Annotated in this window: 20 protein-coding genes; 6 read left to right on the forward strand and 14 right to left on the reverse strand. The window is 69.8% G+C overall.

Features of this window, described 5'->3' with window-relative positions; all coding sequences use genetic code 11:
* The first annotated feature begins 55 nt into the window (after positions 1-55).
* Positions 56-1,441: a lipase family protein gene (locus WA675_RS22190; RefSeq protein WP_336086777.1), complete on the forward strand. Its 1,386-nt coding sequence runs from the start codon at positions 56-58 to the stop codon at positions 1,439-1,441.
* A 90-nt stretch (positions 1,442-1,531) separates the two neighbouring features.
* On the opposite strand, the gene WA675_RS22195 is transcribed toward WA675_RS22190, so the two are convergent.
* The 6 genes from WA675_RS22195 to pheS form a co-directional block, all read right to left on the reverse strand.
* The gene (locus tag WA675_RS22195) at positions 1,532-2,554 is read right to left on the reverse strand and encodes a hypothetical protein (RefSeq protein WP_336086778.1); all 1,023 of its coding nucleotides are present in this window, start codon (positions 2,552-2,554) and stop codon (positions 1,532-1,534) included.
* A 46-nt stretch (positions 2,555-2,600) separates the two neighbouring features.
* Complete coding sequence (locus tag WA675_RS22200) at positions 2,601-3,101, reverse strand: PspA/IM30 family protein (RefSeq protein WP_336086779.1); 501 nt, start codon at positions 3,099-3,101, stop codon at positions 2,601-2,603.
* Positions 3,102-3,124: 23 nt separating this feature from the next.
* Positions 3,125-3,892, reverse strand: a complete 768-nt coding sequence (locus WA675_RS22205) for an alpha/beta hydrolase (protein ID WP_336086780.1) — start codon at positions 3,890-3,892, stop codon at positions 3,125-3,127.
* Positions 3,889-5,349, reverse strand: a complete 1,461-nt coding sequence (locus WA675_RS22210) for a TerD family protein (RefSeq protein ID WP_336086929.1) — start codon at positions 5,347-5,349, stop codon at positions 3,889-3,891. The genes WA675_RS22205 and WA675_RS22210 overlap by 4 nt, the downstream gene beginning before the upstream one ends.
* Positions 5,350-5,462: 113 nt before the next feature.
* Complete coding sequence (gene pheT / locus WA675_RS22215) at positions 5,463-7,964, reverse strand: phenylalanine--tRNA ligase subunit beta (RefSeq protein ID WP_336086782.1); 2,502 nt, start codon at positions 7,962-7,964, stop codon at positions 5,463-5,465.
* A gap of 37 nt (positions 7,965-8,001) precedes the next feature.
* Positions 8,002-9,063 carry a phenylalanine--tRNA ligase subunit alpha gene (pheS, locus tag WA675_RS22220; protein ID WP_336086783.1) on the reverse strand — a complete coding sequence of 354 codons (1,062 nt, stop codon included), beginning with the start codon at positions 9,061-9,063 and terminating at the stop codon, positions 8,002-8,004.
* 728 nt (positions 9,064-9,791) lie between these two features.
* Between pheS and WA675_RS22225 the strand changes: the two genes are divergently transcribed.
* Positions 9,792-10,244 carry a hypothetical protein gene (locus WA675_RS22225; protein ID WP_336086784.1) on the forward strand — a complete coding sequence of 151 codons (453 nt, stop codon included), beginning with the start codon at positions 9,792-9,794 and terminating at the stop codon, positions 10,242-10,244.
* A 27-nt stretch (positions 10,245-10,271) separates the two neighbouring features.
* On the opposite strand, the gene WA675_RS22230 is transcribed toward WA675_RS22225, so the two are convergent.
* Positions 10,272-11,705, reverse strand: a complete 1,434-nt coding sequence (locus WA675_RS22230) for an MFS transporter (RefSeq protein ID WP_336086785.1) — start codon at positions 11,703-11,705, stop codon at positions 10,272-10,274.
* Between the two features lie 109 nt (positions 11,706-11,814).
* On the opposite strand from WA675_RS22230, the gene WA675_RS22235 reads away from it, so the two are divergent.
* Positions 11,815-12,393 (forward strand): TetR/AcrR family transcriptional regulator, encoded by a 579-nt coding sequence (locus WA675_RS22235; RefSeq protein ID WP_336086786.1) that lies wholly within the window; start codon positions 11,815-11,817, stop codon positions 12,391-12,393.
* A gap of 7 nt (positions 12,394-12,400) precedes the next feature.
* Here WA675_RS22235 and WA675_RS22240 read toward each other — a convergent pair whose 3' ends face one another.
* From WA675_RS22240 to infC, 4 genes are all read right to left on the reverse strand, one after another.
* The gene (locus WA675_RS22240; RefSeq protein ID WP_336086787.1) at positions 12,401-13,198 is read right to left on the reverse strand and encodes a TrmH family RNA methyltransferase; all 798 of its coding nucleotides are present in this window, start codon (positions 13,196-13,198) and stop codon (positions 12,401-12,403) included.
* Positions 13,199-13,233: 35 nt separating this feature from the next.
* A complete protein-coding gene (gene rplT, locus WA675_RS22245; RefSeq protein WP_019046423.1) occupies positions 13,234-13,620 on the reverse strand; it encodes a 50S ribosomal protein L20 in 387 nt (128 codons plus the stop codon).
* Positions 13,621-13,736: 116 nt separating this feature from the next.
* Positions 13,737-13,934: a 50S ribosomal protein L35 gene (gene rpmI, locus WA675_RS22250; protein ID WP_278265897.1), complete on the reverse strand. Its 198-nt coding sequence runs from the start codon at positions 13,932-13,934 to the stop codon at positions 13,737-13,739.
* Positions 13,935-13,967: 33 nt separating this feature from the next.
* Positions 13,968-14,645, reverse strand: coding sequence for a translation initiation factor IF-3 (gene infC / locus WA675_RS22255; protein WP_336086930.1), 678 nt, complete (start codon positions 14,643-14,645; stop codon positions 13,968-13,970).
* Positions 14,646-15,003: 358 nt separating this feature from the next.
* On the opposite strand from infC, the gene WA675_RS22260 reads away from it, so the two are divergent.
* Complete coding sequence (locus WA675_RS22260; RefSeq protein ID WP_336086788.1) at positions 15,004-15,345, forward strand: DUF1844 domain-containing protein; 342 nt, start codon at positions 15,004-15,006, stop codon at positions 15,343-15,345.
* Between the two features lie 420 nt (positions 15,346-15,765).
* On the opposite strand, the gene uvrA is transcribed toward WA675_RS22260, so the two are convergent.
* A complete protein-coding gene (gene uvrA, locus WA675_RS22265; protein ID WP_336086789.1) occupies positions 15,766-18,738 on the reverse strand; it encodes an excinuclease ABC subunit UvrA in 2,973 nt (990 codons plus the stop codon).
* A gap of 378 nt (positions 18,739-19,116) precedes the next feature.
* Here uvrA and WA675_RS22270 point away from each other — a divergent pair, with 378 nt between their 5' ends.
* Entirely contained in the window at positions 19,117-19,752 is a 636-nt protein-coding gene (locus WA675_RS22270) for a response regulator transcription factor (protein WP_336086790.1), read from the forward strand.
* A gap of 4 nt (positions 19,753-19,756) precedes the next feature.
* Here WA675_RS22270 and WA675_RS22275 read toward each other — a convergent pair whose 3' ends face one another.
* Positions 19,757-20,536 (reverse strand): hypothetical protein, encoded by a 780-nt coding sequence (locus tag WA675_RS22275; protein ID WP_336086791.1) that lies wholly within the window; start codon positions 20,534-20,536, stop codon positions 19,757-19,759.
* A gap of 144 nt (positions 20,537-20,680) precedes the next feature.
* On the opposite strand from WA675_RS22275, the gene WA675_RS22280 reads away from it, so the two are divergent.
* Positions 20,681-22,501 (forward strand): sensor histidine kinase, encoded by a 1,821-nt coding sequence (locus WA675_RS22280; protein WP_336086792.1) that lies wholly within the window; start codon positions 20,681-20,683, stop codon positions 22,499-22,501.
* A 3-nt stretch (positions 22,502-22,504) separates the two neighbouring features.
* On the opposite strand, the gene WA675_RS22285 is transcribed toward WA675_RS22280, so the two are convergent.
* Positions 22,505-23,650 (reverse strand): beta-ketoacyl synthase N-terminal-like domain-containing protein, encoded by a 1,146-nt coding sequence (locus tag WA675_RS22285; RefSeq protein WP_336086793.1) that lies wholly within the window; start codon positions 23,648-23,650, stop codon positions 22,505-22,507.
* Positions 23,651-23,665: the final 15 nt, after the last annotated feature.

Consider the following 23,665-nt stretch of genomic DNA (forward strand, 5'->3'; position numbering starts at 1 on the left):
ATAGTAACCCTCGTTGAGACGAAGGCGTCTCAAATCACGTGAGGACTGAGCACGCATGACATCTCCTACCGTTGCCCGGTGGCTCGCCCTGGTCACCGGCCTGATCGCGGTGAGTTCGGCCGTGGTGGCAGGCCCGGCCGCGGCCGAACCGGCGGGCATCGCCCCCGCGCCGGTGATCCCGCTGCCGCCGGAACTGGACCCCGGCTTCTATCTCCCGCCCGCCGACGTGGTCGCCGCGACCGCGCCGGGCGGGATCATCGCCGCCCGTCAGGTGACCGTCGCCGACTTCGGCCTGCTGCCGATCGACGTGGACGCCTGGCAGGTGTCCTACCGCTCCAACAACAGCCGCGACGAGGCCATCCCCGCGGTGGCGACCCTGATCAAGCCGCGCGGGACCGCCGTGGAGCCGCGCAAGCTGCTCTCGGTGCAGCTGGCCGAGGACTCGACCGCGGGCTACTGCGCGCCGTCGTACGCGCTGCAACACCTGTCGGTGGCGCCGGTGGCCGGGCAGATCGTGGTCCCGGCCGAGTTCCTGTTCGCCCAGGCCGCGCTGGCCCAGGGCTGGGCCGTGGTCGTGCCGGACCATCAGGGCCCGAACTCGGCCTATGCCGCCGGTCCGCTGGCTGGCCGGATCACCCTCGACGGCATCCGCGCAGCGACCCACTTCGCGCCCCTGGAAGCCGGACCGGACGCGCGCGTGGGCCTCTACGGCTACTCCGGCGGTTCGATCGCGACCGGGCACGCCGCCGAACTGCACGCCTCCTACGCCCCCGAGCTGAATATCGTCGGAGCGGCCGAAGGCGGCGTCGGCGCGGATCTGGGTGCGGCCCTGCGCATGTCGAACAACCAGGCCACCTCGGGGCTGGTCTTCGCGGCGGTCCTCGGCCTCGCCCGCGAATACCCTGATTTCGCCGCCTATCTCGACGAACGGCTCGACCCGCTCGGCAAGGGCCTCTCGGCGATCAAGTCGCCGCTGTGCGTGCAGTACCAGTCGGCGCTGCTGCCGTTCCTGAACATGATCGGCATGATCGGCTCCGACGGCGATCCCCTCGACGACGCGCCCGTCGCGGCCATGCTGGCCGACACCAAGATGGGCAAGACGGTGCCGGACATGCCGATGTTCGTCTGGCATTCGGCCTGGGACGAGATCCTGCCGCTGGCCGCCACCGACACTCTCGTCGACACCTACTGCCGCGACCCCGGCACCTCACTGACCTACACCCGCGACCACGCCAGCGAACACATCATCGCCGAGGTCGTCGGCGGCCCGGCCGCCCTGCTCTGGCTGCGCGACCGCCTCGACGGTCTCCCCGCCACCCCTGGCTGCACCATCAGCGACGCGGGCACCATGGCCGCCACCCCCGGCGCCCTGAACTTCCTCGGCGACACTCTCGCCGCCAAGTTCGCCACCCTCTTCGGCACCCCCCTCGGCTCCCACTGAGCCCTTCACCCACGAACCCCCTGGCCGCTCCCTCGTCGCCGCCAGGGGGTTCGCGCGTGTGCTGCCGCGCTGGTCGATCCGGGGTTGTGATCAGGCCGGGGTGAGGATGGACAGGACCTGGTCGGAGAGGAAGAAGGGCTCGAGGCGTTCGCGGATCAGCCCGGCCAGGACGCCGTTGCGCTTGGCGGCTTCGATGACGGCCGGGCCGTAGCGCAGGATCTCGGTGCTGATGTCCTCGGCGGTGAGGCCGAGTTCGGGGAGCATGGCCGAGAGGGTGCGGTCGCTGTACTTCTGATAGAAGACCTCGACGCATTCGCGCACCAGCAGGCCGAAGTATTCCTTCTCACGCGTGGTCACGGCGATCTCGTAGCAGATCTGGACCAGCTCGTTGAGATCCTTCTGGGTGAGGTATTCGCGCAGGCCCGCGACGGGCTCGTCGGCGTGCAGGTCCCAGAATTCCATGGCCGCGGAGTGCACGGGGGCGTCGCGCAGCATGTCGCGGATGGCGTTGTTGGTGCGCTTGAGCGCGAACAGCGCGCCCTTGCCCGCGAGATCGCCGACGAAGGTGCTGTCGGCGACCTTCTTGGCCCTGTTCGCCGCCGACTGGCCCAGCGACATCAGCGAGGAGACACCCGGGATCTTCTCGGCGCGTTCCCGATTGGCCTGCAGGAAGTCGCCGATCAGCTTGTCGACGAAACGGGAGGCCACGGTGGCGACCAGCGGGCTCTCGGTGAGCCGGTCCAGGATGCGCTCCTGGGCCTGGTGCATGCCGAAGATCTTCTCCAGCAACGCTTCCACCGGTTCGCGGTCGACCACGTCACCGAGGGTGTACTCGGTGTTGGCGGCGATGTGGTCGTAGATGGCGTCGGAGAAGATGCCGACGGTGTCGGCGATGACGGGGCTGCCGCCGATGCGGTCGAAGACCGTCGCGACCGTCTCCTCGCCCTGTTCGAGGGAGACCACGTCACCGAAGACGATGGTGTCGCCGACGGCCAGCACCGCGGCCACGTCGCGGGCGATCACCTCGGCGAACCGGTCGCCGGTCACCTCGCCGAGCAGGAAATCCACCTGCGCGTCGAGCAGTTGTTCGGCGATCTGGCGCGCCTGTGTCATCGTCGGGTCCACCCATCACGGTCGTTGGGACGGGAGACCGCTTCGGCTACTCGGGGCCGGAATCGTCGCGATGCATCGATTTCCGGATCTGCGCCAGCCGCTCACGCGCGGCCTTCTCCCGCGTCTCCCACTGTTCGTCGGCGCTGCGACCCGCCGGGGTCTGCCGATCGAGCTCACCCATCCCCTGCGCGGTGCCGTAGCGCTGCTCGACCTTATCCCGAACCGCGTCGAATGTCGGCACACCGGAAGCGGAATATCCGCCGGTGGGGGTGGGTGCGGCGGTTCCCGGCCCGCCATGCGGTACCGGCGGTACCGGCAAGGCGCCCCCGACCTGCTCCGATGCGACGGGCGCCACATCCGCCTCGGCTATGACGGTGTCGAGGTTCACAGGCGATCCGGTCTCGGCATGACCGGTGTCCACCTGGGCCAGGGCGGCGGCGACCGCGACCAGCCCCGGCCTGCCCGCGACGGCGGCGCGCAGCACCGTCACCAGGTCGGCGTCGGGCAGCGCCGCCAGGCGGCCGAGGATCTCGCTGGTTTCGCTCATATCGCCAGGCTACGCAGCCCGGCTCAGCTGTCGAGGAATTCCGACCATTCGGTAATGAGCTTCGGCCAGCGCGCGCCGAGCGCGTCGATGACATCGTTGTGCCCGGCCCCGGGGACCACGATGAGCCGCTTGGGCTCGGTGGCGGCCGCGTAGAGGCGTTCGGCGTGCCGGAGCGGGAGGAGTTCGTCGCGGTCGCCGTGCATCATCAGGATCGGCACCCGCAGCGTCGCGATCCGGCGCAGGCTCGGGTAGGCGTCCGGGATGAGCGGCGCGGGCAGGAACGGGTAGACCGACCGCGCCGCGTCGCGCATGCCGCTGAAGGTGGACATGAGGATCATGCCCGCGGGCGGGAACTCGGTGGCCAGTTCCAGCAGCACCCCGCCGCCCAGGGATTTGCCCAGGTAGAGGATGCGGTCGGGGTCGACGCCGGGCTGGTCGAGCAGGGCGGTGCGGGCGGCGCGCGCGTCGAGATAGGTGCCCTGTTCCTCCGGCGCGCCGGTGCTGTGGCCGAAGCCGCGGTAGTCGAAGGCGAGCACGTCGAAACCGGCGGCGACCAGCAGCGCGATGATCGCCACCCGGTCGCCGATGGTGCCCGCGTTGCCGTGCGCGTAGAGGATGTGCCCGCGCGGGCGTTCGGCGCGCACGAACCAGCCGTGCACGTCGATGCCGTCGGTGGTGCGCATGGTCAGGTCGCGATAGTCCAGGCCCAGCGCGGCGGGGGTTTCGGCGACGTGCTTGTCCGGGTGGTAGACCAGCGCGTTGAGCACCCGGGTCGCGGGATGACGGATCATTTGCCGCGTCCCGCCTGGAAACCGAAGTCCCAGTGGTAGAGCCGGGCGATCTCCATGACACCGCCGCCGGGCTGACCGGCGGGCGGGCGGACGAACGCGCCCTCGCGGCGCACCACGAGTTCGCCGTCGACATTCTCGATGACGGCCAGCACGGCGTCGCGGGAATTGTCGGTGCAGCCGTCGAGGGTCATCTCGATCGGCGCCGAACCCACCGGATGCAGGGTGACGGTGGCGTGCACGCCGCGGAAATCGCTGGCGCCGTCGTAGATCGAGGCGAAAACCAGGATGCGCCGGAAGAACTGGGTGTAGTCGAGATTGATCGACAGGTTCTCGCCGGTGATGCTGGCGCCGGTGCGGTCGTCCTGGTCGAGGTGGATGAACGGCGGTTCGTAGAGGGCGCCGAAGCGGCGGTCCAGCGCGCGCACCGAGCCGATCGCGCCGTTGACCAGTTCGAAGAAGCAGCACAGGTCGAGGTCGATGTTCTTGCCGCGCAGTTTGCCGAACAGGCGGCCGGTAGCGGCCATCGAAGTCCAGTTGAGATTCACCCGCATGACGCCACCGGTGGCGCCGTGTTTGGTCAGCGAGACCGAAGGGGCTTCCTTGGTGAGTGAGACCTTGCTGAGGTTGACCGGGGCGCCCTGTTGTTGGCCAGGAGCGGGGAGCTGCGGGGCGTGGGGCTGAGGCTGACCGGGAGCGGGTGGCTGGCCCGGGTGCGCGGCCGGGCCGCCGGGGTGACCCTGGTGCGGCGCGGGTGGCTGGCCGGGCGGGAAGGGCGCCGGAGCGTAGGGCTGTCCGGGGTGCGGTTGGCCGGGGCCGGGGAACGGCGGGACGGGCGCGGCCGGGACGTGCGGTGGCGTCGGTGCGGGGAACGGGGCCTGCGGCTGACCCACCGGCGGAGGCGGGGGCGCGTACGGCTGGGCGGTGGGAGCGGGCGGGGCGGGTTCGTCGTCGACGGAGATGCCGAAATCGGTGGCGAGACCGGCCAATCCGGAGTCGTACCCCTGGCCGACCGCCCGGAACTTCCACGCCCCCTGCCTGCGATACAGCTCACCGAGCACGAACGCCGTCTCGCTGGTGGCCCCGGTGCTGTCGAACCGCGCGAGCTCGGCCCCGGCCGCCGCGTCGAGTACCCGGATGTAGAGCCCGTGGAACTGCCCGAAGGTGCCACCATCGGCGGAGGCGGCCAGCACGATCCTCTCGATCTGCGCCTCCACCTGCGCCAGATTCACCGACAGCGCGTCGACAACCGTGGCCCCCTGCCGCTTACCCTCGTGCCGCACCGCCCCCGACGGATGCACAGCCTGGTTGTAGAACACGAAGTCGTCGTCGGACCGCACCTTGGCCCCCGCGAGCAACAGCGCCGACGCGTCCGCATCCGGCACCCCCGCCCCCGCCTGCCAACCCAACTCGACCCGGACCGCGGCAGCAGGCACCGCGACATTGGCGCCTTTCATCATCGACACGCCGTCCAACCTATCCCGCCCGCGCGGCACACCCAACCCGCCCATGGCCTGGACACGGAGACAACGAAGGCCGCCCGGCGGCGCGGGCGGCCTTCGAGGGGGCGGGATCAGCCGCGCAGTTCGGCGCCGACCGCGGTGGTGGCCGAGGCGACGGCGGCGTCGCGGGCGGCGCTGGCTTCGTCCTCGGTGAGGGTGCGGTCGGGGGCGCGGAAGCGCAGGGCGTAGGTGAGGGATTTGCGGCCCTCGCCTGCCTGGGCGCCTTCGTAGATGTCGAACAGCGAGATGTCCTCGAGGAGGTCGCCGCCGCCGGTGCGCAGGGCGGATTCGACCTCGGCGGCGGGGACGGTCCGGTCCACGCTGACCGAAACGTCCTGCAGCACAGCCGGGAACGCCGACACCGTGGGTGCCGGGCGTGAGGCCGTCAGCGGCAGGGCGTCGAGGTCGAGTTCGAAGGCGCAGGTGCGCGGGGGCAGACCGGCGCGCTCGAGCACGGCCGGGTGCAGTTCGCCCGCGTGGCCGACGACGATCCCGTCCACGACCAGTTCGGCGCAGCGGCCGGGATGCCACGGCAGGTAGGCGGTGGCGCGGCGCTCGATGGTGACACCGGCCGCGTCGGCGACGGCGTCGACCAGAGCGAACGCGTCGGCGGCCTCGGCCTGGCGGCCCGGCCCCCACGGACCGCGCGGTTCCCGCTTGCCGCTGAGCACCGCGGCCACGTGCACCGGCTGGGCGGGCAGCGAGCCGATGAGCTCGGCGATCTGCTCGTCGGTGGGGCGGCGATCCACCGGCAGCGCCTCGACCGCGTGGGTCTGCGCACCGGGCAGCACCACCTGCGCGATGCCGTAGATGGTGAGGTCACGGGCGCCGCGCGAGATATTGCGGGCCGCGACCTCGAGCAGGCCCGGCAGCAGGGTGGTGGCCAGCTCGGGGCGATCGGTGTCCAGGGGGTTCAGCACGCTGGTGGTGTGGCGGCGCGGGTCCTCGGCGTCCAGGCCCCAGATGTCGAAGACACCGGCGGGCAGGAACACCGGCGCGGGCACCTCCACGGCACCGTCGAACGCCAGCGCCCGGCTCACGGCCCGGCGGCGCTGCTGCTTCGGGGTCAGGCCGCGCCCGGCCGGGGCGGCGGGCAGCACCGACGGGATCTGTTCGAGCCCCTCCAGCCGCAGCACCTCCTCGACCAGGTCGGCGGGCTGGGACAGGTCCGGCCGCCAGCTCGGCGGGGTCACCAGCAGCTGGGTGCGGCCCGCGTCGGTGACCTCGATCTCGACGCCCGCGCCGATCTGGGCCAGCCTGCGCACGGCGGTGCCCGCCGGGTAGGTGACACCGGCGACGCGGTCGGGCAGGTCGATGTCCATCGCGATCGGTGCCGTAGCGGGCAGCGGGACGCGGATGTCGGTGAGCGTGGATTCGATGGTGCCGCCGGTGATCTCGGCCAGCAGCGTGGCCGCGCGGTCGAGCGCGATCACATTGATCTCCGGGTCGACGACGCGCTCGTAACGCTTGCCCGCCTCGGAGACCAGCTTGTGCCTGCGCGCGGTGCGGTAGACCCGCAGCGGGTTCCAGGTGGCCGCCTCGAGCACCACATCGGTGGTCTCGGCACCGACCTCGGTGCTGGCCCCGCCCATCACACCGGCCAGCGAGATCACGCCGGTGTCGTCGGCGATCACCACGTCCTCGGCGTCGAGGGTGCGCTCGGTGTCGTCGAGGGTGCGCAGCGTCTCGCCCCGGTTGGCCGAGCGCACGACCAGCCCGCCGTGCAGCTTGGCGGCGTCGAAGGCGTGCAGCGGCTGGCCCAGCTCGAGCATCACGTAGTTGGTGACGTCCACGGCCGGGGAGATCGGGCGCATCCCCGACAGCATCAGCCTGCGCTGCAGCCACAGCGGACTGACCGCGCCGGGGTTCATCCCGGTGATGCGGCGCACGCCGAAGCGGGTGCACTCCGCATCGGCCTCCAGCCGCACCGGCCATGCCTCGGCCTCGCCGTCGGGCAGGGTCCGCACGGCCGGGTCGGCGTATTCGAGGTCGAAGCCGCAGGCCAGCTCGCGGGCCAGGCCGCGCACCGAGAAGCAGTAGCCGCGGTCGGGGGTGATGTTGAGTTCGATGATGGTGTCGTCGGTGCCCAGCAGCACGTTCGCGTCGTCACCGGGCTGCGCGGAACCGGGCTCGAGCACCAGGATGCCGTCGTGGTCCTTGCCGATGCCCAGCTCGGCGACCGAGCAGATCATGCCGTTGGAGGTGTGCCCGTAGGTCTTGCGCGAGGAGATCTTGAACCCGCCCGGCAGCTCGCCGCCCGGCAGCACCACCACGACCAGGTCGCCGACCGCGAAATTGCGCGCGCCGCAGACGATCTCCTGCAACTCCGGGTTGCCGACATCGACCTTACAGAAGCGGATCGGCTTCTTGAACTCGGTGAGTTCGGTGATCTCGGCGACGCGGCCGACCACCAGCGGCTTGTCGATGTCGCCGCCGATCGGGGTCAGCGTGTCGACCTCTTCGACCTCGAGGCCGACCCGGACGAAGCCCGCGTCGAGCTCGTCGGCCGACACGGACCACTCGGGGGTGGTGCGCTGCAGGATCTCGGTCAGCCAGGACTGCGCTACTCGCACTTGACGTTTCGCTCTCTGTGTCGAAAGGGGGTGTCGCTCAGGACCGGATACCGAAGGGCAGGGTGAACCGCACGTCGCCCTCGACGATGTCGCGCATGTCGGGGATGCCGTTGCGGAACTGCAGCGTGCGCTCCATGCCCATGCCGAAGGCGAAGCCGGAGTACACCTCCGGGTCGATGCCGCTGGCGATCAGCACCTTCGGGTTGACCATCCCGCAGCCACCCCATTCGACCCAGCCCGCGCCGCCCTTCTTGTCCGGGAACCACACGTCGACCTCGGCCGAGGGTTCGGTGAACGGGAAGTAGTTGGGGCGCATGCGGGTTCGGGTGTCCGGGCCGAACAGGGCGCGGGCGAACGCGTCCAGGGTGCCGCGCAGATGCGCCATGGTCAGGCCCTTGTCGATCGCCAGACCCTCCACCTGGGAGAACACCGGGGTGTGAGTGGCGTCGAGCTCGTCGGTGCGGAAGGTGCGCCCGGGGCACACCACGTAGATCGGCACGTCGCGTTCCAGCATGGAGCGCACCTGCACCGGGGAGGTGTGCGTGCGCAGCACCTGGCGCGAACCCTCCGGCGCGATGTGGAAGGTGTCCTGCATGGTGCGCGCCGGATGGTCGGGCAGGAAGTTGAGCGCGTCGAAGTTGAAGTGCTCGGTCTCCACCTCGGGACCCTCGGCGACCTCCCAGCCCATCGCGACGAACACGTCGGCGATCTCCTCGGAGATGACGGTGATCGGGTGCCGGGCACCGGCCGGACGACGCCGGGCGGGCGCGGTGACGTCGATCTTCTCGGCCACCAGCACGGCCTGATCGCGCTCTTCCAGCAGCGCGGCGCGGCGGGCCTCGAAGGCGTCGGAGACCCGCTTGCGGGCGATATTGACCCGCTTGCCCGCCTCGGCCTTCTCCTCCTTGGGCAGGCTGCCCAGTCCACGCTGCGCCAGCGCGATCGGCGACTTGCCGCCGATGAAATCGGTCTTGGCGACCGCCAGCGCATCCAGATCGGCCGCTGCCGCGAACGCCTTCTCGGCCTCCGCCGCCGCTGCCGCGAGTGCCTCCTCGGTCAAAGAGGCGTTCTGCTCGACTCCACTGTTGTCGTCGGCCACGATCTTCTCGACTCTCCCCTGGGGATCGGTTCACGGGCGCGTCATTGCCAACCCGCATCGGTGCTGGATAAATCCTATGGGATCGGGTTCGCGCGATTCATCCGGATTACTCCCCGCGCGATCAACCCTGGTCAAGAGAGTCTTCACCAGGACTGACCAGTCCAGTTCCAGGTGCTGGACCTGGGTTTTCCGCCAGGCCACCCGCCACCGATCTCGACGCGGACGCAGACCGAAATCCGGGCCCCGACGTCCTGAGCACCGACGCCCGAGCACGGCGCACCGCCGCGAGGTCCACGCCGACGACGAACTCCCCCACATGTTCCACCGTCGGCACGGCACGTGTGTGACCAGGATCGAAGCAACGGGGCCAACTGGTCGAGCGACCTTTGTCGTGATGCGGAAACTGTTCGAAATCAAGGGAACCGAACGGGGGCGATGTGCGTCCAACCGATCAAACACATCAGCGGTTCGACTCGAGAACAGGATGTTTCGATGCCTGAACAGACTTGTGATTCGACCCCGCCCCGAGGTCGGCGTACGCGCCTGACCGTTCCCGGCAGCGGGCTGGCGCTGTGCGGATTGGGTATCCATCCTCGGGGACGGCGTCCGTTTCCGCGAGCAGTGGGCCGGTGTGAACAGCCGGAGACGTCGTCCGGGTCTGGAACGACTCAGCAGGAGGAGGCCGAGTGAGCAGGCGGGTGGGAGCGAATCGTCGGTCGGAGCCGTCGGTGCCGCGGTTGTATGTGCGGTTCCAGGCGGTCGAACCGAATCGCCACGGGTTGTTCCCCGGTGTGTTCGCCCTGGTCAACGGTCTGTCGTCGGAGGGTCGGCTGAGCGTGGAGCAGGAGCGGTTCCGCCGCAGCGGTAACGACTGGTTCACCGATCATCTGGTGAATCCGTACGAGGCGGACAGGCGGGTCTACGACCGGGAGCGGCATCCGGGTGCGGCGGCCTGGTTCCGGTCGACGGCGCTGCCGATGATCGACCGGGTCAGCGGCTACCTCGATATTCTCGACCGGCACGGGATCGGCTGGGAGCGGCTGGATTCCAACGATCCCGGGATCATCCTGTACGAGGATCCGCAGCAGATCGTCGCCTTGCCCGCGCCCGGGACCACCGTCGGCCCGGCGCAGCCGCACACCGCCTCGACCGGCCACGTGTCGGCGGGCCCCGGCACCTGATCGGCACCCGGGCCCGCCGACACCGGGTCAGGCAGCCTGCCGGGTGTGGCGTGGCAGGAAGGCGGCGACCACCGCCGCGACGGAGACCAGCCCCGCGCCCACCCACACGGCGGGGACCAGCCCGTCCACGTAGGCCTGCGGGTCGGTGTAGGAGCCGTGCGAGGCGAAAACCGAGGCCAGGACCGCGATACCCATGGCCACGCCGACCTCGCGCACGGTGCTGTTGATCCCCGAGGCCATCCCCTGATCCGCCGGGGAGGCGCTGGCCATGACGATGGTGGAGGACGGGGCGAAGGTCAGGCCCATGCCGATACCGCCGAGCACGAAGGGGGCGATGAACGCGGGATAGGCGACATCGACGGTGGTGATCAGCGCCATCCAGCCCAGCGAGACGGCCAGGCACAGCTGCCCGGTGGCGATGAGCACCCGCGGGCCCACCCGGTCGACGACCAGGCCCGCCAGCGGCGCCACGACCATCGGCACCATGGTCCACGGCATCGTGCGGATGCCCGATTCCAGCGGCGAGTAGCCCTGCACGACCTGGAAGAACTGCGCGAGCAGGAAGATCGCGCCGAACACCCCGGCGGAGAACCCGAAGGACACGATGTAGCTCAGGCTCAGGCCGCGCGAGGCGAACATCCGCAGCGGCAGCATCGGGTCGGTGACCATGCGCTCCCAGGCGACGAACGCCACCAGCAGCACCCCACCACCGATGAGCGCGCCGAGCACCGGGCCCGCGGTCCAGCCGTCGTCGGCGCCGTGGATGACACCCCAAACCAGCGCGAGCACACCACCGGCGGAGAGCACCAGCCCGAGCAGATCCAATCGCCGTGCGGTACCACGGGATTCGGCGAGCACCCGCGCGGCGAACGGCAACGCCGCCAGCCCGATCGGCACATTGAGCCAGAAGATCCACTGCCAGTTCAGCCCGTCGACGACCGCGCCGCCGACCACCGGACCGACCGCGACCCCGAGCCCGGCCAGGCCGCCCCAGATACCGATGGCGGCACTGCGCAAACGGTCGGGAACCGCCGCGGCCAGCAACGTCAGCGACAGCGGCATCACCGCCGCGCCCCCGGCGCCCTGGATCGCGCGGGCCAGGATGAGCATCCACGGTTCGGTCGCCAGCGCGCACGCCGCCGAGGCGGCCACGAACACCGCGATCCCGGCCAGGAACACCCGGCGGCGCCCGATCCGGTCACCCAGCGCCGAGGCGGTGAGCAGCAGCGAGGCGAACGACAGCGTGTACGCGTTGATGAACCACTGCAGGTCCGACAGCGACGCGCCCAGCTCGGCCTTGATCACCGGCAGCGCGTTGGTCACCACCAGGTTGTCCAGCGTGACCATGAACATCGGGATACCGACGGCGGCGATCACCGCGCCGAGCGGGACGGATTTCGTCGTGCCGGGCTCCGGCGGATCGGCGAGAACGGCATCGCCGGGATCGAGTGTCTGAGTCATGTCCAGCCCTTGTTGTTATTCACTGATAACTAGTACGGACCATGGTTATGCATCGGCTGATAACATGTCAAGAGGCAACGGAGCGCGAACCGCGAGGAGGACCACGTCCATGGGCGGCACGAGAACCCGGATGACCGCCGCCGAGCGCAGTTCACAGGTGCTCGAGGCCGCGGTGCGCGCGTTCGCCGACAGTGGTTACGCCGCGACGAAGACCGATGAGATCGCCCGGCTGGCCGGGGTGTCGCAGCCGTATGTCATCCGGTTGTTCGGCACCAAGCAGCAGCTGTTCCTGGCGGCGCTGCACGAGGTGTGCGACCGGATCGAGCGGGTGTTCCGGGGTGCCGAGATCGCGCCGGACGCCGACACTTCCGATGCGTTGCGCACGATGGGCCGGGCCTTCGACGTCTTCCTGGCCGAACGCGAGCTGCCGCTGATGCTGCTGCACGGCGCCGCCGCCAGCGGCGATCCCGCGGTGGGCGAGCACATGCGCGAGCGCTTCGGCCGCATCTACCGTCTCGTCGGCGAACTGACCGGCGCCGACACCCTCGAATCACGCCGGTTCGTGGCCACCGGGATGCTGCTGACGATCATGACGGCCATGCAGGTCGCCGGGAGCGACGCCATTCCACTGCCCTGGGCCACCGAGATCCTTGACGACCTCCGCTCCGGCATCACGCCGAGCTGCTGAGCGCCCGCTAGCGCGCGTGCTGCACGCGCGCGTTGGCGTAGAGGCAGATCGCCGCCGCCGCGGCCAGATTCAGGCTTTCGGCACGCCCGTGGATGGGGATGCGGATGCGGTGGTCGGCGCGGGCGGCTACGGCGGGGTCCAGGCCGTGCGCCTCATTGCCGAACAGCCAGGCGACCGGGCCGGTGAGGATCTCGTCGGCGTCGTCCAGGTCGACCTCGCCGGTAGCGGCGGTGGCCAGGAGGGTCACGCCCGCCGCGGAGATGGCGTCGAGGGTGGCGGCGATGTCGCGGCCGCGCGCGATGGGCACGTGGAACACGCTGCCCGCGCTGGCCCGGACGCACTTGCCGTTGTGCGGATCGACGGTCTCCCCCGCCAGGATCACCCCGTCGGCGCCGACCGCGTCGGCGACCCGGATCAGGGTGCCCGCATTGCCGGGCTCGGCGATCTCGACCGGCACGGCGAGCATGCGCGGCGCGTGGTCGAGCACGTCGGCGAGCGGCACATCGACCAGCTCGCACACCGCGACCAGGCCCGGCGCGGTGACGGTCTCGCCGAGCTGCTCGGCGGCACGATCGCTGACCAGGGTGGTGCGCACGCCGTCGGCGGCGGCACCGGCGATCAGCGCGGTCTCGCGTTCGGCCGCGGCGAGCGAATAGAACAGCTCCCGCACGCGGCCGGTCGCCAGCGCGGCGGTGACGGCATTGGCGCCCTCGGCGAGGAACAGTCCCGCCTTGCGGCGCTGCGCGGCGCGCTGGAGCTTGACAGCGGAAACGACCCGCGGATTGCGCTCGGAGAGCGCGTCCACGGGTCGTTCCGGCGAATCGCTGTGCGTCGTCAAGCTCAGGCGGCGGTGGCCGGCGCGTTGACGTCGGCGGGCAGCGCGGCCTTGGCGACGGCCACCAGACCGGCGAAGGCCTCGGCGTCGGAGACGGCGAGCTCGGCCAGGATCTTGCGGTCCACCTCGACACCCGCGGCCTTGAGGCCCTGGATGAAGCGGTTGTAGGTGATGTCGTTCAGACGCGCGGCGGCGTTGATACGAGCGATCCACAGCTTGCGGAAGTCACCCTTGCGCGCCTTGCGGTCGCGGTAGGCGTAGGTCAGCGAGTGGAGCTGCTGTTCCTTGGCCTTGCGGTACAGGCGCGAGCGCTGGCCCCGGTAGCCCTTGGAGGCCTCGAGGATGGAACGGCGCTTCTTCTGAGCGTTGACGGCCCTTTTGACGCGTGCCACTGTGTCAGTCCTTGATCATCTGGGGGCGCGAGGGCGCCCGAGTTCGGTAGTTGTCGGCGTCCGGTGTATCCCGGCCGCGGAATCGTCGGGGTGCGACGGTCTGCTTTACCTGAGAATCAGGCGAGACCGAGCAGCCGCTTCACGCGGGGGGCATCGACGTCGGCGACGGACTCCGTGCCTTCCAGACGACGAGTCCGGCGGGTGGACTTGTGCTCCAGGAGGTGGCGACGGTTCGCCTGCTCGCGAAGCAGCTTGCCCCGGCCGGACACCTTGAATCGCTTCTTGGCGCCGCTGTGGGTCTTGTTCTTCGGCATGGAGATTCCTCTATCTAGTCGGTGAAATCGGTGTTACTGCGGGTCGGCCGGCGCTGCCTGCTCGGCGGGCGCCGGGGTGTCGACCAGCGCAGCCGGTTCGGCACTGGCGGGACCGGTCGGCAGCGGACGTGCCGGGGCGGATTCCTGCTGTGCCTTCACCCGCGTCTTCGCACCCTTGTGGGGCGCGAGGACCATGGTCATGTTGCGGCCGTCCTGCTTGGCCGAGGTCTCGACGAAACCGAGTTCGGCGACGTCGGAGGCCAACCGCTGCAGCAGCCGGAAGCCGAGTTCGGGGCGCGACTGCTCGCGACCACGGAACATGATCGTGACCTTGACCTTGGACCCGGCCTCGAGGAAGCGAACGACGTTGCGCTTCTTGGTCTCGTAGTCGTGGTCGTCGATCTTCGGGCGGAGCTTCTGCTCCTTGATCACGGTCTGGACCTGATTCTTCCGGGACTCGCGCGCCTTCTGCGCGGTCTCGTACTTGAACTTGCCGTAGTCCATGATCTTGCAGACCGGCGGACGGGCATCGGGTGCCACCTCGACCAGGTCGAGATCGGCTTCGAGCGCGACGCGAAGTGCATCTTCAACACGCACGATCCCAACCTGTTCGCCGCCGGGTCCGATGAGACGGACCTCGGGAACACGGATGCGATCGTTGATGCGGGTCTCAGTGCTGATGGGGCCTCCTAGGTCAAGCGGTGTCGTCATAACGACCGCATGCAATAACTGCAACCCCTGTTTCAACACGAAAGCCCCGGTGCGGTATTTCACCGCCACGGGGCCCGATGTCGACCGATCGCCCACAGCCGATACCCTCGCGGGATCGGTGTCGACCTCCGCGCGCGAGGCACACGGAGAACCCATCACGGAGGACGGGTGACCGGGACCGTTTGCCGTGGACGATTGCTCGCCGGAAACGGTGGGAGTCGGGCTCCACTTATCTGCCCCAGAGCCGCATGACGCAACCAGGGGCGGTCGTCAGCGGAAAGTCTAGCATCGCATTCCGCTATCGCCGAATCGCCCCGTCGCACACGGCCCGGATCGGCCGCGCTATAGCCTGATCAGCATGACTGACGAGCTCGATCCCCCCGTGCGCGACCTGGCCGACATCCCCGCCGTCGAGGTGATCAGCCGGGCCGCGGTGATGCTGATGAGCTCGGCCGCGGAGAAGCTGGGCCTGGCCGGGGACGACCCGTCCTCCGGCGCCGGTGTCGACCTCGACGAGGCGCGCCGGGTGATCACCGCGCTGGCCGGGCTGGTCACCGCGTCGGTGGAGTACCTGGGCCCGCACGCCGGTCCCATCCGCGAGGGCCTGCAGGCGCTGCAGCGCGCCTTCCGAGAGGCGTCCTCGACGCCGGACGCGCCGGGCGCCGGACCGGGTGAGAAGTACACCGGCCCGGTGTACTGACCGGACCCGCGCAAAGAAAAGATCCGCCGACGCGAACGTCGGCGGATCTTTCGTCTTCGCTGTGAGCCGCTACCGCGGGACTCAGGCCGTGCCGGTCGGCGGCTGCCCCGGGGTGACCGAGACGGCCGAGCCGGTGGCGAGCATGTTGGCGATCGCTTCGAACAGCGTGGCGCTTCCGGTATCCATCAGTGGTTCCTCTCGATTCTGCCGTCAGGCCGTCGGCTGAGTGGGTTCGTAGGCCAACGAGGACCCACCACTGAGGAAAGACAGGATCTGGGCGATGAGCGCCGTGGTGGCTTCATCCATGGGGACGTTCCTTTCGTACTGCACGACATCCACGATCGCGCGGCCAGAATGTTACCCACGGGTGTTTCACTTCGCAGCTTTTTCGGAAAGTCCCCGGCGGGAGGATAACCGTGCTCAGCGCAGGGCGGCCGCCTTTCGGGCCAGACGCTTGGCCGCGGCCGTCTCCGCAGGCGCTTTCTTCGCCGCCGGAGCCTTCTTCGCGGCCTTCTTGGCCGGGGCCTTCCCCGGTGCGGCAGCCGCCAGAACTTCCTTCAGGAACTGGCCGGTGTAGCTGTCCGAGACCGCCGCCACGTCCTCCGGAGTGCCGGTCGCCACCACCGTGCCACCGCCGGAACCGCCCTCGGGGCCCATGTCGATGACCCAGTCCGAGGTCTTGATGACATCGAGGTTGTGCTCGATGACGATCACGGTATTGCCCTTGTCGACCAGGCCGTTGATCACCTTGAGCAGCTTGCGGATGTCCTCGAAGTGCAGGCCGGTGGTCGGCTCGTCGAGGATGTAGACGGTGCGCCCGGTGGACCGCTTCTGCAGTTCGGCGGCCAGCTTCACGCGCTGGGCCTCACCACCGGACAGCGTCGGCGCGCTCTGACCCAGCCGCACGTACCCGAGCCCGACCTCGACCAGCGTCTTCAGGTACCGGTGGATCGAGGTGACCGGCTCGAAGAACTCGGCGGCCTCGTCGATCGGCATGTCCAGCACCTCGGCGATGGTCTTGCCCTTGTAGTGCACCTCGAGGGTCTCGCGGTTGTAGCGGGCGCCGTGGCACACCTCGCACGGCACGTAGACGTCGGGCAGGAAGTTCATCTCGATCTTCAGCGTGCCGTCACCCGAGCACGCCTCGCAGCGGCCGCCCTTCACATTGAACGAGAACCGGCCGGGCTGGTAGCCGCGGACCTTGGCCTCGGTGGTGGAGGCGAACAGCGTGCGGATCTTGTCGAAGACGCCGGTGTAGGTGGCCGGATTCGAGCGCGGGGTGCGCCCGATCGGCGACTGGTCGACCTGCACCAGCTTGTCGAGCTGATCGACCCCGTTGATCCGGGTGTGCCTGCCCGGCACCTGGCGAGCGCCGTTGAGCTTGTTGGCCAGCACCGTCGCCAGAATGTCGTTGACCAGCGTCGACTTGCCCGAACCGGAGACACCGGTGACCGAGGTGAGCACACCCAGCGGGAACATCACGTCGATGCCCTGGAGGTTGTGCTCGGTCGCGCCGACCACGGTGAGCTTGCGCTTCTTGTCCACCGGCCGCCGGACGAACGGCACGTCGATCTGCTCGCGGCCGGACAGGTACGCGCCGGTCAGCGACTCGGGCTCGGCCAGCAGCTCGGTGTACGGGCCACTGTGCACCACGCGGCCGCCGTGTTCCCCGGCCAGCGGGCCGATATCGACCACCCAGTCCGAGGCGCGGATGGTGTCCTCGTCGTGTTCGACCACGATCAGGGTGTTGCCCAGCTTCTTCAACCGCAGCAGCGTCTCGATCAGCCTGCGGTTGTCGCGCTGGTGCAGGCCGATCGACGGCTCGTCGAGCACGTAGAGCACGCCGACCAGGCCGGACCCGATCTGGGTTGCCAGGCGGATGCGCTGGGCCTCCCCACCGGACAGCGTCGCCGCGGCCCGCGAGAGCGTCAGGTACTCCAGGCCGACATCGAGCAGGAAGCCGAGCCGGGCCTGGATCTCCTTGAGCACCTGACCGGCGATCGCGGCCTCGCGCTCCCCCAGCGTCAGCGAGTTCAGGAACTGCGCGCACGCGCCGATCGACAGATCGGCCACCTCGGCGATCGACTTGTCGGTGCCGTCGGCGGCCAGGGTGACCGCCAGGATCTCCGGGCGCAACCGCGAGCCGTGGCAGACCGGGCACGGCACATCGCGCATGTACCCGTCGTAGTGCTCCTTCATCTGCTCGGACTCGGTGTTGTCCATGCGCCGGTGCAGGAACGGCATCACGCCCTCGAAATCGGCGTAATAGGAGCGCTTGCGGCCGTAGCGGTTGGTGTAGGACACGTGCACCTGATCGGAGCTGCCCTCGAGCACCGCCTTGCGGGCCTTGGCGGGCAGGTTCTGCCACGGGGTCTCCATCGAGAACCCGATCGCCTCGGCCAGGCCGGACAGCAGCCGGTTGAAGTACTCGGCGGTCTGGCCGCGCGCCCACGGCGCGATGGCGCCCTCGGCCAGGCTCAGCGCCGGATCGGGCACCACCAGCTCCGGGTCGACCTCCTTGCGGATGCCGAGGCCGGTGCAGTCGGGGCAGGCGCCATAGGGCGAGTTGAACGAGAACGAGCGCGGCTCGAGATCCTCGATATCGAGCGGATGGCCGTTCGGGCAGGCCAGCCGCTCGGAGAAGCGGCGCTCCCGCTCGTGCGCGTGCTCGTCGCGATCGACGAAATCGAGCACCACGATGCCGTCGGCCAAGCGCAACGCCGTCTCGATGGAATCGGTGAGCCGCTGCTTGGAACCGGACTTGACCGCCAGCCGGTCCACCACGACCTCGACGTCGTGCTTCTCCTGCTTCTTCAGCTTGGGCGGATCGGTGAGCGGATACACCACCCCGTCCACCCGCACCCGCGAATAGCCCTGGGTCTTGAGCTGGTCGAACAGGTCGACGAACTCGCCCTTGCGGGTCCGCACCACCGGCGCCAGCACCTGGAACTTCAGGCCCTCGTCCATGGCCAGCACCTGGTCGACGATCTGCTGCGGGCTCTGCTTGGCGATCAATTCCCCACACACCGGGCAGTGCGGCGTGCCCGCGCGCGCGTACAGCAGACGCAGGTAGTCGTAGACCTCGGTGATGGTGCCGACCGTGGACCGCGGATTGCGGTTGGTCGACTTCTGGTCGATCGACACCGCGGGCGACAGACCCTCGATGAAATCGACATCCGGCTTGTCCATCTGCCCGAGGAACTGCCGCGCGTACGCCGAGAGCGACTCGACATAGCGCCGCTGCCCCTCGGCGAAGATCGTGTCGAACGCCAAGCTCGACTTGCCGGACCCGGACAGACCGGTGAACACGATCAGGCTGTCGCGTGGCAGATCCAGGTCCACACCCTTCAGGTTGTGTTCCCTCGCTCCGCGCACAGTGAGGCGTTCCGCCACCTGGTGAATCCCTTCTCCATCGTCATCCGCCACCCGGACATGAACCCCCGCCAGCCATGCTAGGCGCGACCACCGACAGGAATATTGGAGCGCTGGCGCGCTCGAGTTCGCGCCCCCTTGGGTCCCGTCGATCAGGCACCGTGGCTTGCTCCTTCGTCGCCTACGCCACGGCGCCTGATCGACGGGACGGGCGCGAACCGCCGACTTCGTCGGCGATCCCTCCTCGAGGTCGGGATGTGCGGGGTTGAGTGAGGTGGTCATCGTGCGGGGCGTATGCCCAGTTCCTCGTCTGCGCCCGGGATTTCGGCGGGCGGGCTAAGTTTGAGCACAGGGGTTGGGTGGCAGGGTGGGGGCGATCGACATGATGAAGGAGCCGCAGTGCTCGAGGTATTTCTGGTCGATGATCACGAGATCGTGCGGCGCGGGCTGATCGATCTGCTCGAGGGTGATCCAGAACTCACTGTGATCGGGCAGGCAGGGGGTGTCGCGGAGGCGATGGTGCGCATTCGCGAGGCGCGGCCCGATGTCGCGGTGCTGGATGTGCGGCTGCCCGACGGCAACGGCATCGAGTTGTGCCGCAATCTGCTGGCCGAGTTCGAGGACCTGCACTGCCTGATCCTGACCTCGTTCTCCGACGAGCACGCGATGCTCGACGCGATCCTGGCCGGGGCCAGCGGTTATGTGGTCAAGAACATCGACGGCATGAAGCTGGCCGACGCGATCAAACAGGTCGGCGCGGGCCACTCCCTACTCGATACCCGGGCCGCCGACGCCCTGCGCGCCCGGCTGCGCCGCAGCACCGAACCCTCGGGTGCGCTGGCGGGCCTCACCGAGCAGGAGCGCCGCCTACTCGAACTCCTCGGCGAAGGCCTGACCAACCGCCAGATCGCGGCCCGCATGTTCCTGGCCGAGAAGACGGTGAAGAACTACGTCTCCCGCCTGCTGGCGAAACTGGGTGTGGAACGCCGCACCCAGGCGGCGGTCCTGGCCACCAAACTCCGCGATGAGCCGTGACGGCTCAGGCGGGTACGACGATGGTCAAGTTGCCGTCGTAGCGGCGGTAGAGCAGGTTGCCGCGGCCGGTGTGGCTGTCGGTGAAGAACAGGTAGGGCAGCCCGCCGGTGCACAGCACGTCGGAGGCCTCGTCCTCGGCGTAGACGGGGGCGGCGTCCTGGACCACCCGCACCGGCATGGCGCTGGCGGTCAGCGGCAGCCCGGCCTGCTCGTCGACGGCGCGGGTGTGCCGCTGCCGGGCCAGGCTGACGCCGTGCGGGTCGGCCCAGGTGACGATGGCGTCCTCGCCGGTGAGGGCGTCGGTGAACAGGTACGCGTCGTAGTCCATCGCGTCGAGCACGGTGCTGGCTTCCAGCGGGGTGCCGGTCATCAGCGCGCAGTCCTTACGCCGGATGATCGGGCGGGTCTCGGTGATCTGCGCGAGCGGCCTGCGGGCCGGGTCCGGCCAGGCGCCGCGCGCTTCCTTGCCCGCGCGGCGCGCGAGCTGACGGTCGAGCCGCTCGGCGGCGAAGGTGACCGCGAACCCGCCGGGGCCGGTCACCTGCACGCGGGTGAGGGTCTCGTTGGTGCGGATGTTGGCCTGCACCAGGGTCGGCTCGTCGGAGCCCTGCGGCGCGGTGACGCGCACGCGGGCCGGACTGTCGAGGTGATGCCTGCGCATCACGCGGGTGATGGCGCGGACCGCCCGGGTGACGTCCTGGGCCGGTACCTCGCCACGGGTGGTCACCGCGAGCTCCGGGTCCGCGGCGGTCGTCCAGTGCTGGGTGCTCGACAACGAATTCATCTCTTGCCCCACTTCTCGATCCCATTTCCCGGTGCCCTATGCCACCATCGGGGGCCGGTGCGGGTGAAGGGCCGAAAGTCCCCACATTGCGGACTAGACTTTGCGTCGAATCGGTAGGGGTGGCGCGGCGCGGAGGACACGGCGATGACGAATGACGGTCGGAGTGACCGATATTCGCCGGGCCGGACCGTCGCCCAGCAGCGCCTGCGCGATCTGCTGGGTGAGGTGGCCGACCGCGTCGAGGTGATGATCGGCTCGCGGGACCGGATGGACGGCCTGGTCGAGGCCATGCTCACCGTCACCGCGGGCCTGGATCTGGACGAAACCCTGCGCACCATCGTGCGCACCGCGATGAACCTGGTCGACGCCCGCTACGGCGCGCTCGCGGTGCGCGGGCACGACCAGCAGGTCGCGCAGTTCATCGACGAGGGCATCCCGGACAAGATCCGCGAACGCATCGAGCGATTACCCGCCGGGCACGGCGTGCTGGGCGCGGTGTTCGCGGAGAAGGCCCCGCTGCGCCTGGACGATCTCACGACCCATTCCTCCTCGGTGGGGTTCCCGGCGGGTCATCCGCCGATGCACACGTTTCTCGGTGTGCCGGTACGCCTGCGGGACAAGGTCTTCGGCAGCCTGTATCTCACCGAGAAGTCGAACGGGCACCCGTTCACCGAGGAGGACGAGGTCCTGGTGCTCGCGCTGGCCGCCGCGGCGGGCATCGCGGTCGACAACGCGCGGCTCTACGAGCAGGCCCGCACCCGGCAGGCCTGGATCGAGGCCACCCGCGATATCGCCACCGAGTTCCTGGCGGGCACCGAATCCGACCGGGTGCTGGCACATGTGGTCGATGCCGCGCGCGGGCTGACCGGCTCGCACCAGGCCTTCCTCGCCTCGGTGCCGGTGCCCGACGAATCCCCCGGCGAGATCTCGGAACTGGTGATCACCCAGTGGACCGGGCCCGACGCCGGGCAGGACTGGCAGACCATCCCGATCGCGGGCACCGCCCTGGGTGACGCGTTCACCCGGCGCACCCCGCTGCGCTACGACAACTCCGCCGAGGTGACCCTCGGCATCGAATTCCCCTCCGGAACCCCCTGCGCCGGACCGGCTCTGGTGCTGCCGCTGTGCACCCCCGACGCCACCCTCGGCGTGTTGGTGACCATCCGCCCGCCCGGCTTCGCCCCGTACTCCGACGAGATGATGGAACTCACCGCGGCCTTCTGTGATCAGGCCGCGCTGGCGGTGCGGCTGGCCGACGCGCAGCGCCGGATGCGCGAGCTCGACATCGTCGCCGACCGCGACCGCATCGCCCGCGACCTGCACGACCATGTCATCCAGCGGCTGTTCGCGATTGGCCTGACCGTGCAGGCGACCCTGCCCAAGGCCGTGGTTCCCGAAGTGCGGCAACGTCTTTCGACGGTGATCATGGATCTGCAGGAGGTGGTGCAGGAGATCCGCACCTCCATCTTCGACCTGCACGCCAGCGGTCCCGAGCACAGCGCGAGCCTGCAGCAGCGGCTGGAGATGGCGATCCGGCGCCAGACCGCCGATATCGCGCTGCGCGCCACCATCCAGGTCTCGGGGCCGCTGTCGGTGCTCGATCCGCAGCTGGCCGATCACGCCGAGGCGGTGGTGCGCGAGGCGGTGAGCAACGCCGTGCGCCATTCCGGCGCCGACACCGTCGCCATCGTCATCGAGGTGGCCGACGATCTGACCATCACGGTCAGCGACAACGGCTGGGGCATCCCGAACCACGTCATCCGCAGCGGGCTGCGCAATCTCGAGCAGCGGGCCCAGGAGGCCGGGGGGCGCTTCGCGGTGGGTCCGGCGCAGCCCGGCGCCACCGACGAGGACCATCCGGAACTGCCCGGCACCCGGCTGCGCTGGGCGGTACCGCTGCCCCAGGACCACCCGACCGGCGGGTACGCGCTGGCCGCGGGCCCCGACGGCGGCGACGCCGAGTGACCCTCAGACCGCGGCGATGACCACGGCGGCGTTGTTGCCGCCCATCCCCATCGACAGTTTCATGGTCGGCCCGCCGGTGAGCGGGGCGGTGCCGTCGAGCAGGCGCGGGTGCGCCGGGCCGGTCACCGGCGCCGAGACGGCGATCCCACGATCGTAGGACAGCGCCAGCGCGGCCACCTCCACCGCCGCCGAGGCGCCCTGGCAGTGCCCGACCAGCGGCTTGAGCACGGTGACGGCGGGCCGGTCGTCGAAGACGGTGGCCAGCACATCGCGCTCGGCGGCGTCGCACTGCCGGGTGCCGGTGCCGTGCGCGTTGAGGTAGTCGATATCGGCGGCCGCGAGCCCGGCGGCGGTCAGCGCCTGGCGCGCGCAGGCGAGCAGCTGGGTGTGGGTGGGCTCGACCGAGACGACGTGGAACGCGTCGTTGTTCATGGCCCCGCCGAGTACCCGGGCGTAGGGCGCGTCGACCGCGTCGCTGAGCAGCAGCGCGGCCGAGGCCTCGGCCATCACGAAGCCCAGCGACCCCTCCTGGAAGGGACGGCAGGCGGTGGACGGGTCGATGTCGGCGACGGCGGCGCCCATCCGGACGAAGTGGTCGAGCATGTCGGGGGTGGCCGAGATGTCGGTGCTCACGCACAGCACGTCGTCGACCAGGCCCGCGTCCCGCCACAGCTGGGCGGTGAGCAGGGCGACCGTACCGGAACTGCAGGCCGCGGACACGTTCATCGCGGGCCCGTGGAAACCGAATTCCTGCATCACCACCGAGATGGGGGTCGACGGCAGCAGCGGCAGATAGTCGCGGGCGCGGCGGTGACCGTGGTCGACGAGGTAGAAATCACGCCAGTCGGCCACATCGCCGAGAGTGAACGCGTGCACCAGCCCGACCGTGCGGCCCGCGCGGCGCCAGCCCCTGGCCTCGGCGTCGGCGACCGCTTCGGCGGCCGCGGCGGTCACGGCGCGCCCGAACACCCCGTGACCGTGGGCGGGATCACCGAGGGCCGGAATCCGGCCGACCCAGGCGTGCTGATCGCGTCCCGGCCCGTAACCGGGGTACAGGCGGGCCGCGGGCTTGCCGCCCAGCAGGCCCTGCCACAGCGTTTCCCGTCCCCAGCCGTAGCCGGAGACGGCACCGACTCCGGCGATGGACATAGAATCGACACGGTG

The sequence above is a fragment of the Nocardia sp. SSK8 genome (assembly GCF_037034205.1).
Classification (GTDB): Bacteria; Actinomycetota; Actinomycetes; order Mycobacteriales; family Mycobacteriaceae; genus Nocardia.

Excerpts from the sequence above, each read along its gene's own strand:
- WA675_RS22285 (WP_336086793.1), bottom strand. The coding sequence starts at position 23,650 with ATGTCCATCGCCGGAGTCGGTGCCGTCTCCGGCTACGGCTGGGGACGG.
- WA675_RS22205 (WP_336086780.1), bottom strand. The coding sequence starts at position 3,892 with ATGATCCGTCATCCCGCGACCCGGGTGCTCAACGCGCTGGTCTACCAC.
- WA675_RS22190 (WP_336086777.1), top strand. The coding sequence starts at position 56 with ATGACATCTCCTACCGTTGCCCGGTGGCTCGCCCTGGTCACCGGCCTG.
- WA675_RS22235 (WP_336086786.1), top strand. The coding sequence starts at position 11,815 with ATGGGCGGCACGAGAACCCGGATGACCGCCGCCGAGCGCAGTTCACAG.
- WA675_RS22195 (WP_336086778.1), bottom strand. The coding sequence starts at position 2,554 with ATGACACAGGCGCGCCAGATCGCCGAACAACTGCTCGACGCGCAGGTG.
- WA675_RS22230 (WP_336086785.1), bottom strand. The coding sequence starts at position 11,705 with ATGACTCAGACACTCGATCCCGGCGATGCCGTTCTCGCCGATCCGCCG.
- WA675_RS22280 (WP_336086792.1), top strand. The coding sequence starts at position 20,681 with ATGACGAATGACGGTCGGAGTGACCGATATTCGCCGGGCCGGACCGTC.
- WA675_RS22210 (WP_336086929.1), bottom strand. The coding sequence starts at position 5,349 with ATGATGAAAGGCGCCAATGTCGCGGTGCCTGCTGCCGCGGTCCGGGTC.
- infC (WP_336086930.1), bottom strand. The coding sequence starts at position 14,645 with ATGACGACACCGCTTGACCTAGGAGGCCCCATCAGCACTGAGACCCGC.
- rpmI (WP_278265897.1), bottom strand. The coding sequence starts at position 13,934 with ATGCCGAAGAACAAGACCCACAGCGGCGCCAAGAAGCGATTCAAGGTG.
- WA675_RS22275 (WP_336086791.1), bottom strand. The coding sequence starts at position 20,536 with ATGAATTCGTTGTCGAGCACCCAGCACTGGACGACCGCCGCGGACCCG.
- WA675_RS22200 (WP_336086779.1), bottom strand. The coding sequence starts at position 3,101 with ATGAGCGAAACCAGCGAGATCCTCGGCCGCCTGGCGGCGCTGCCCGAC.
- WA675_RS22260 (WP_336086788.1), top strand. The coding sequence starts at position 15,004 with ATGACTGACGAGCTCGATCCCCCCGTGCGCGACCTGGCCGACATCCCC.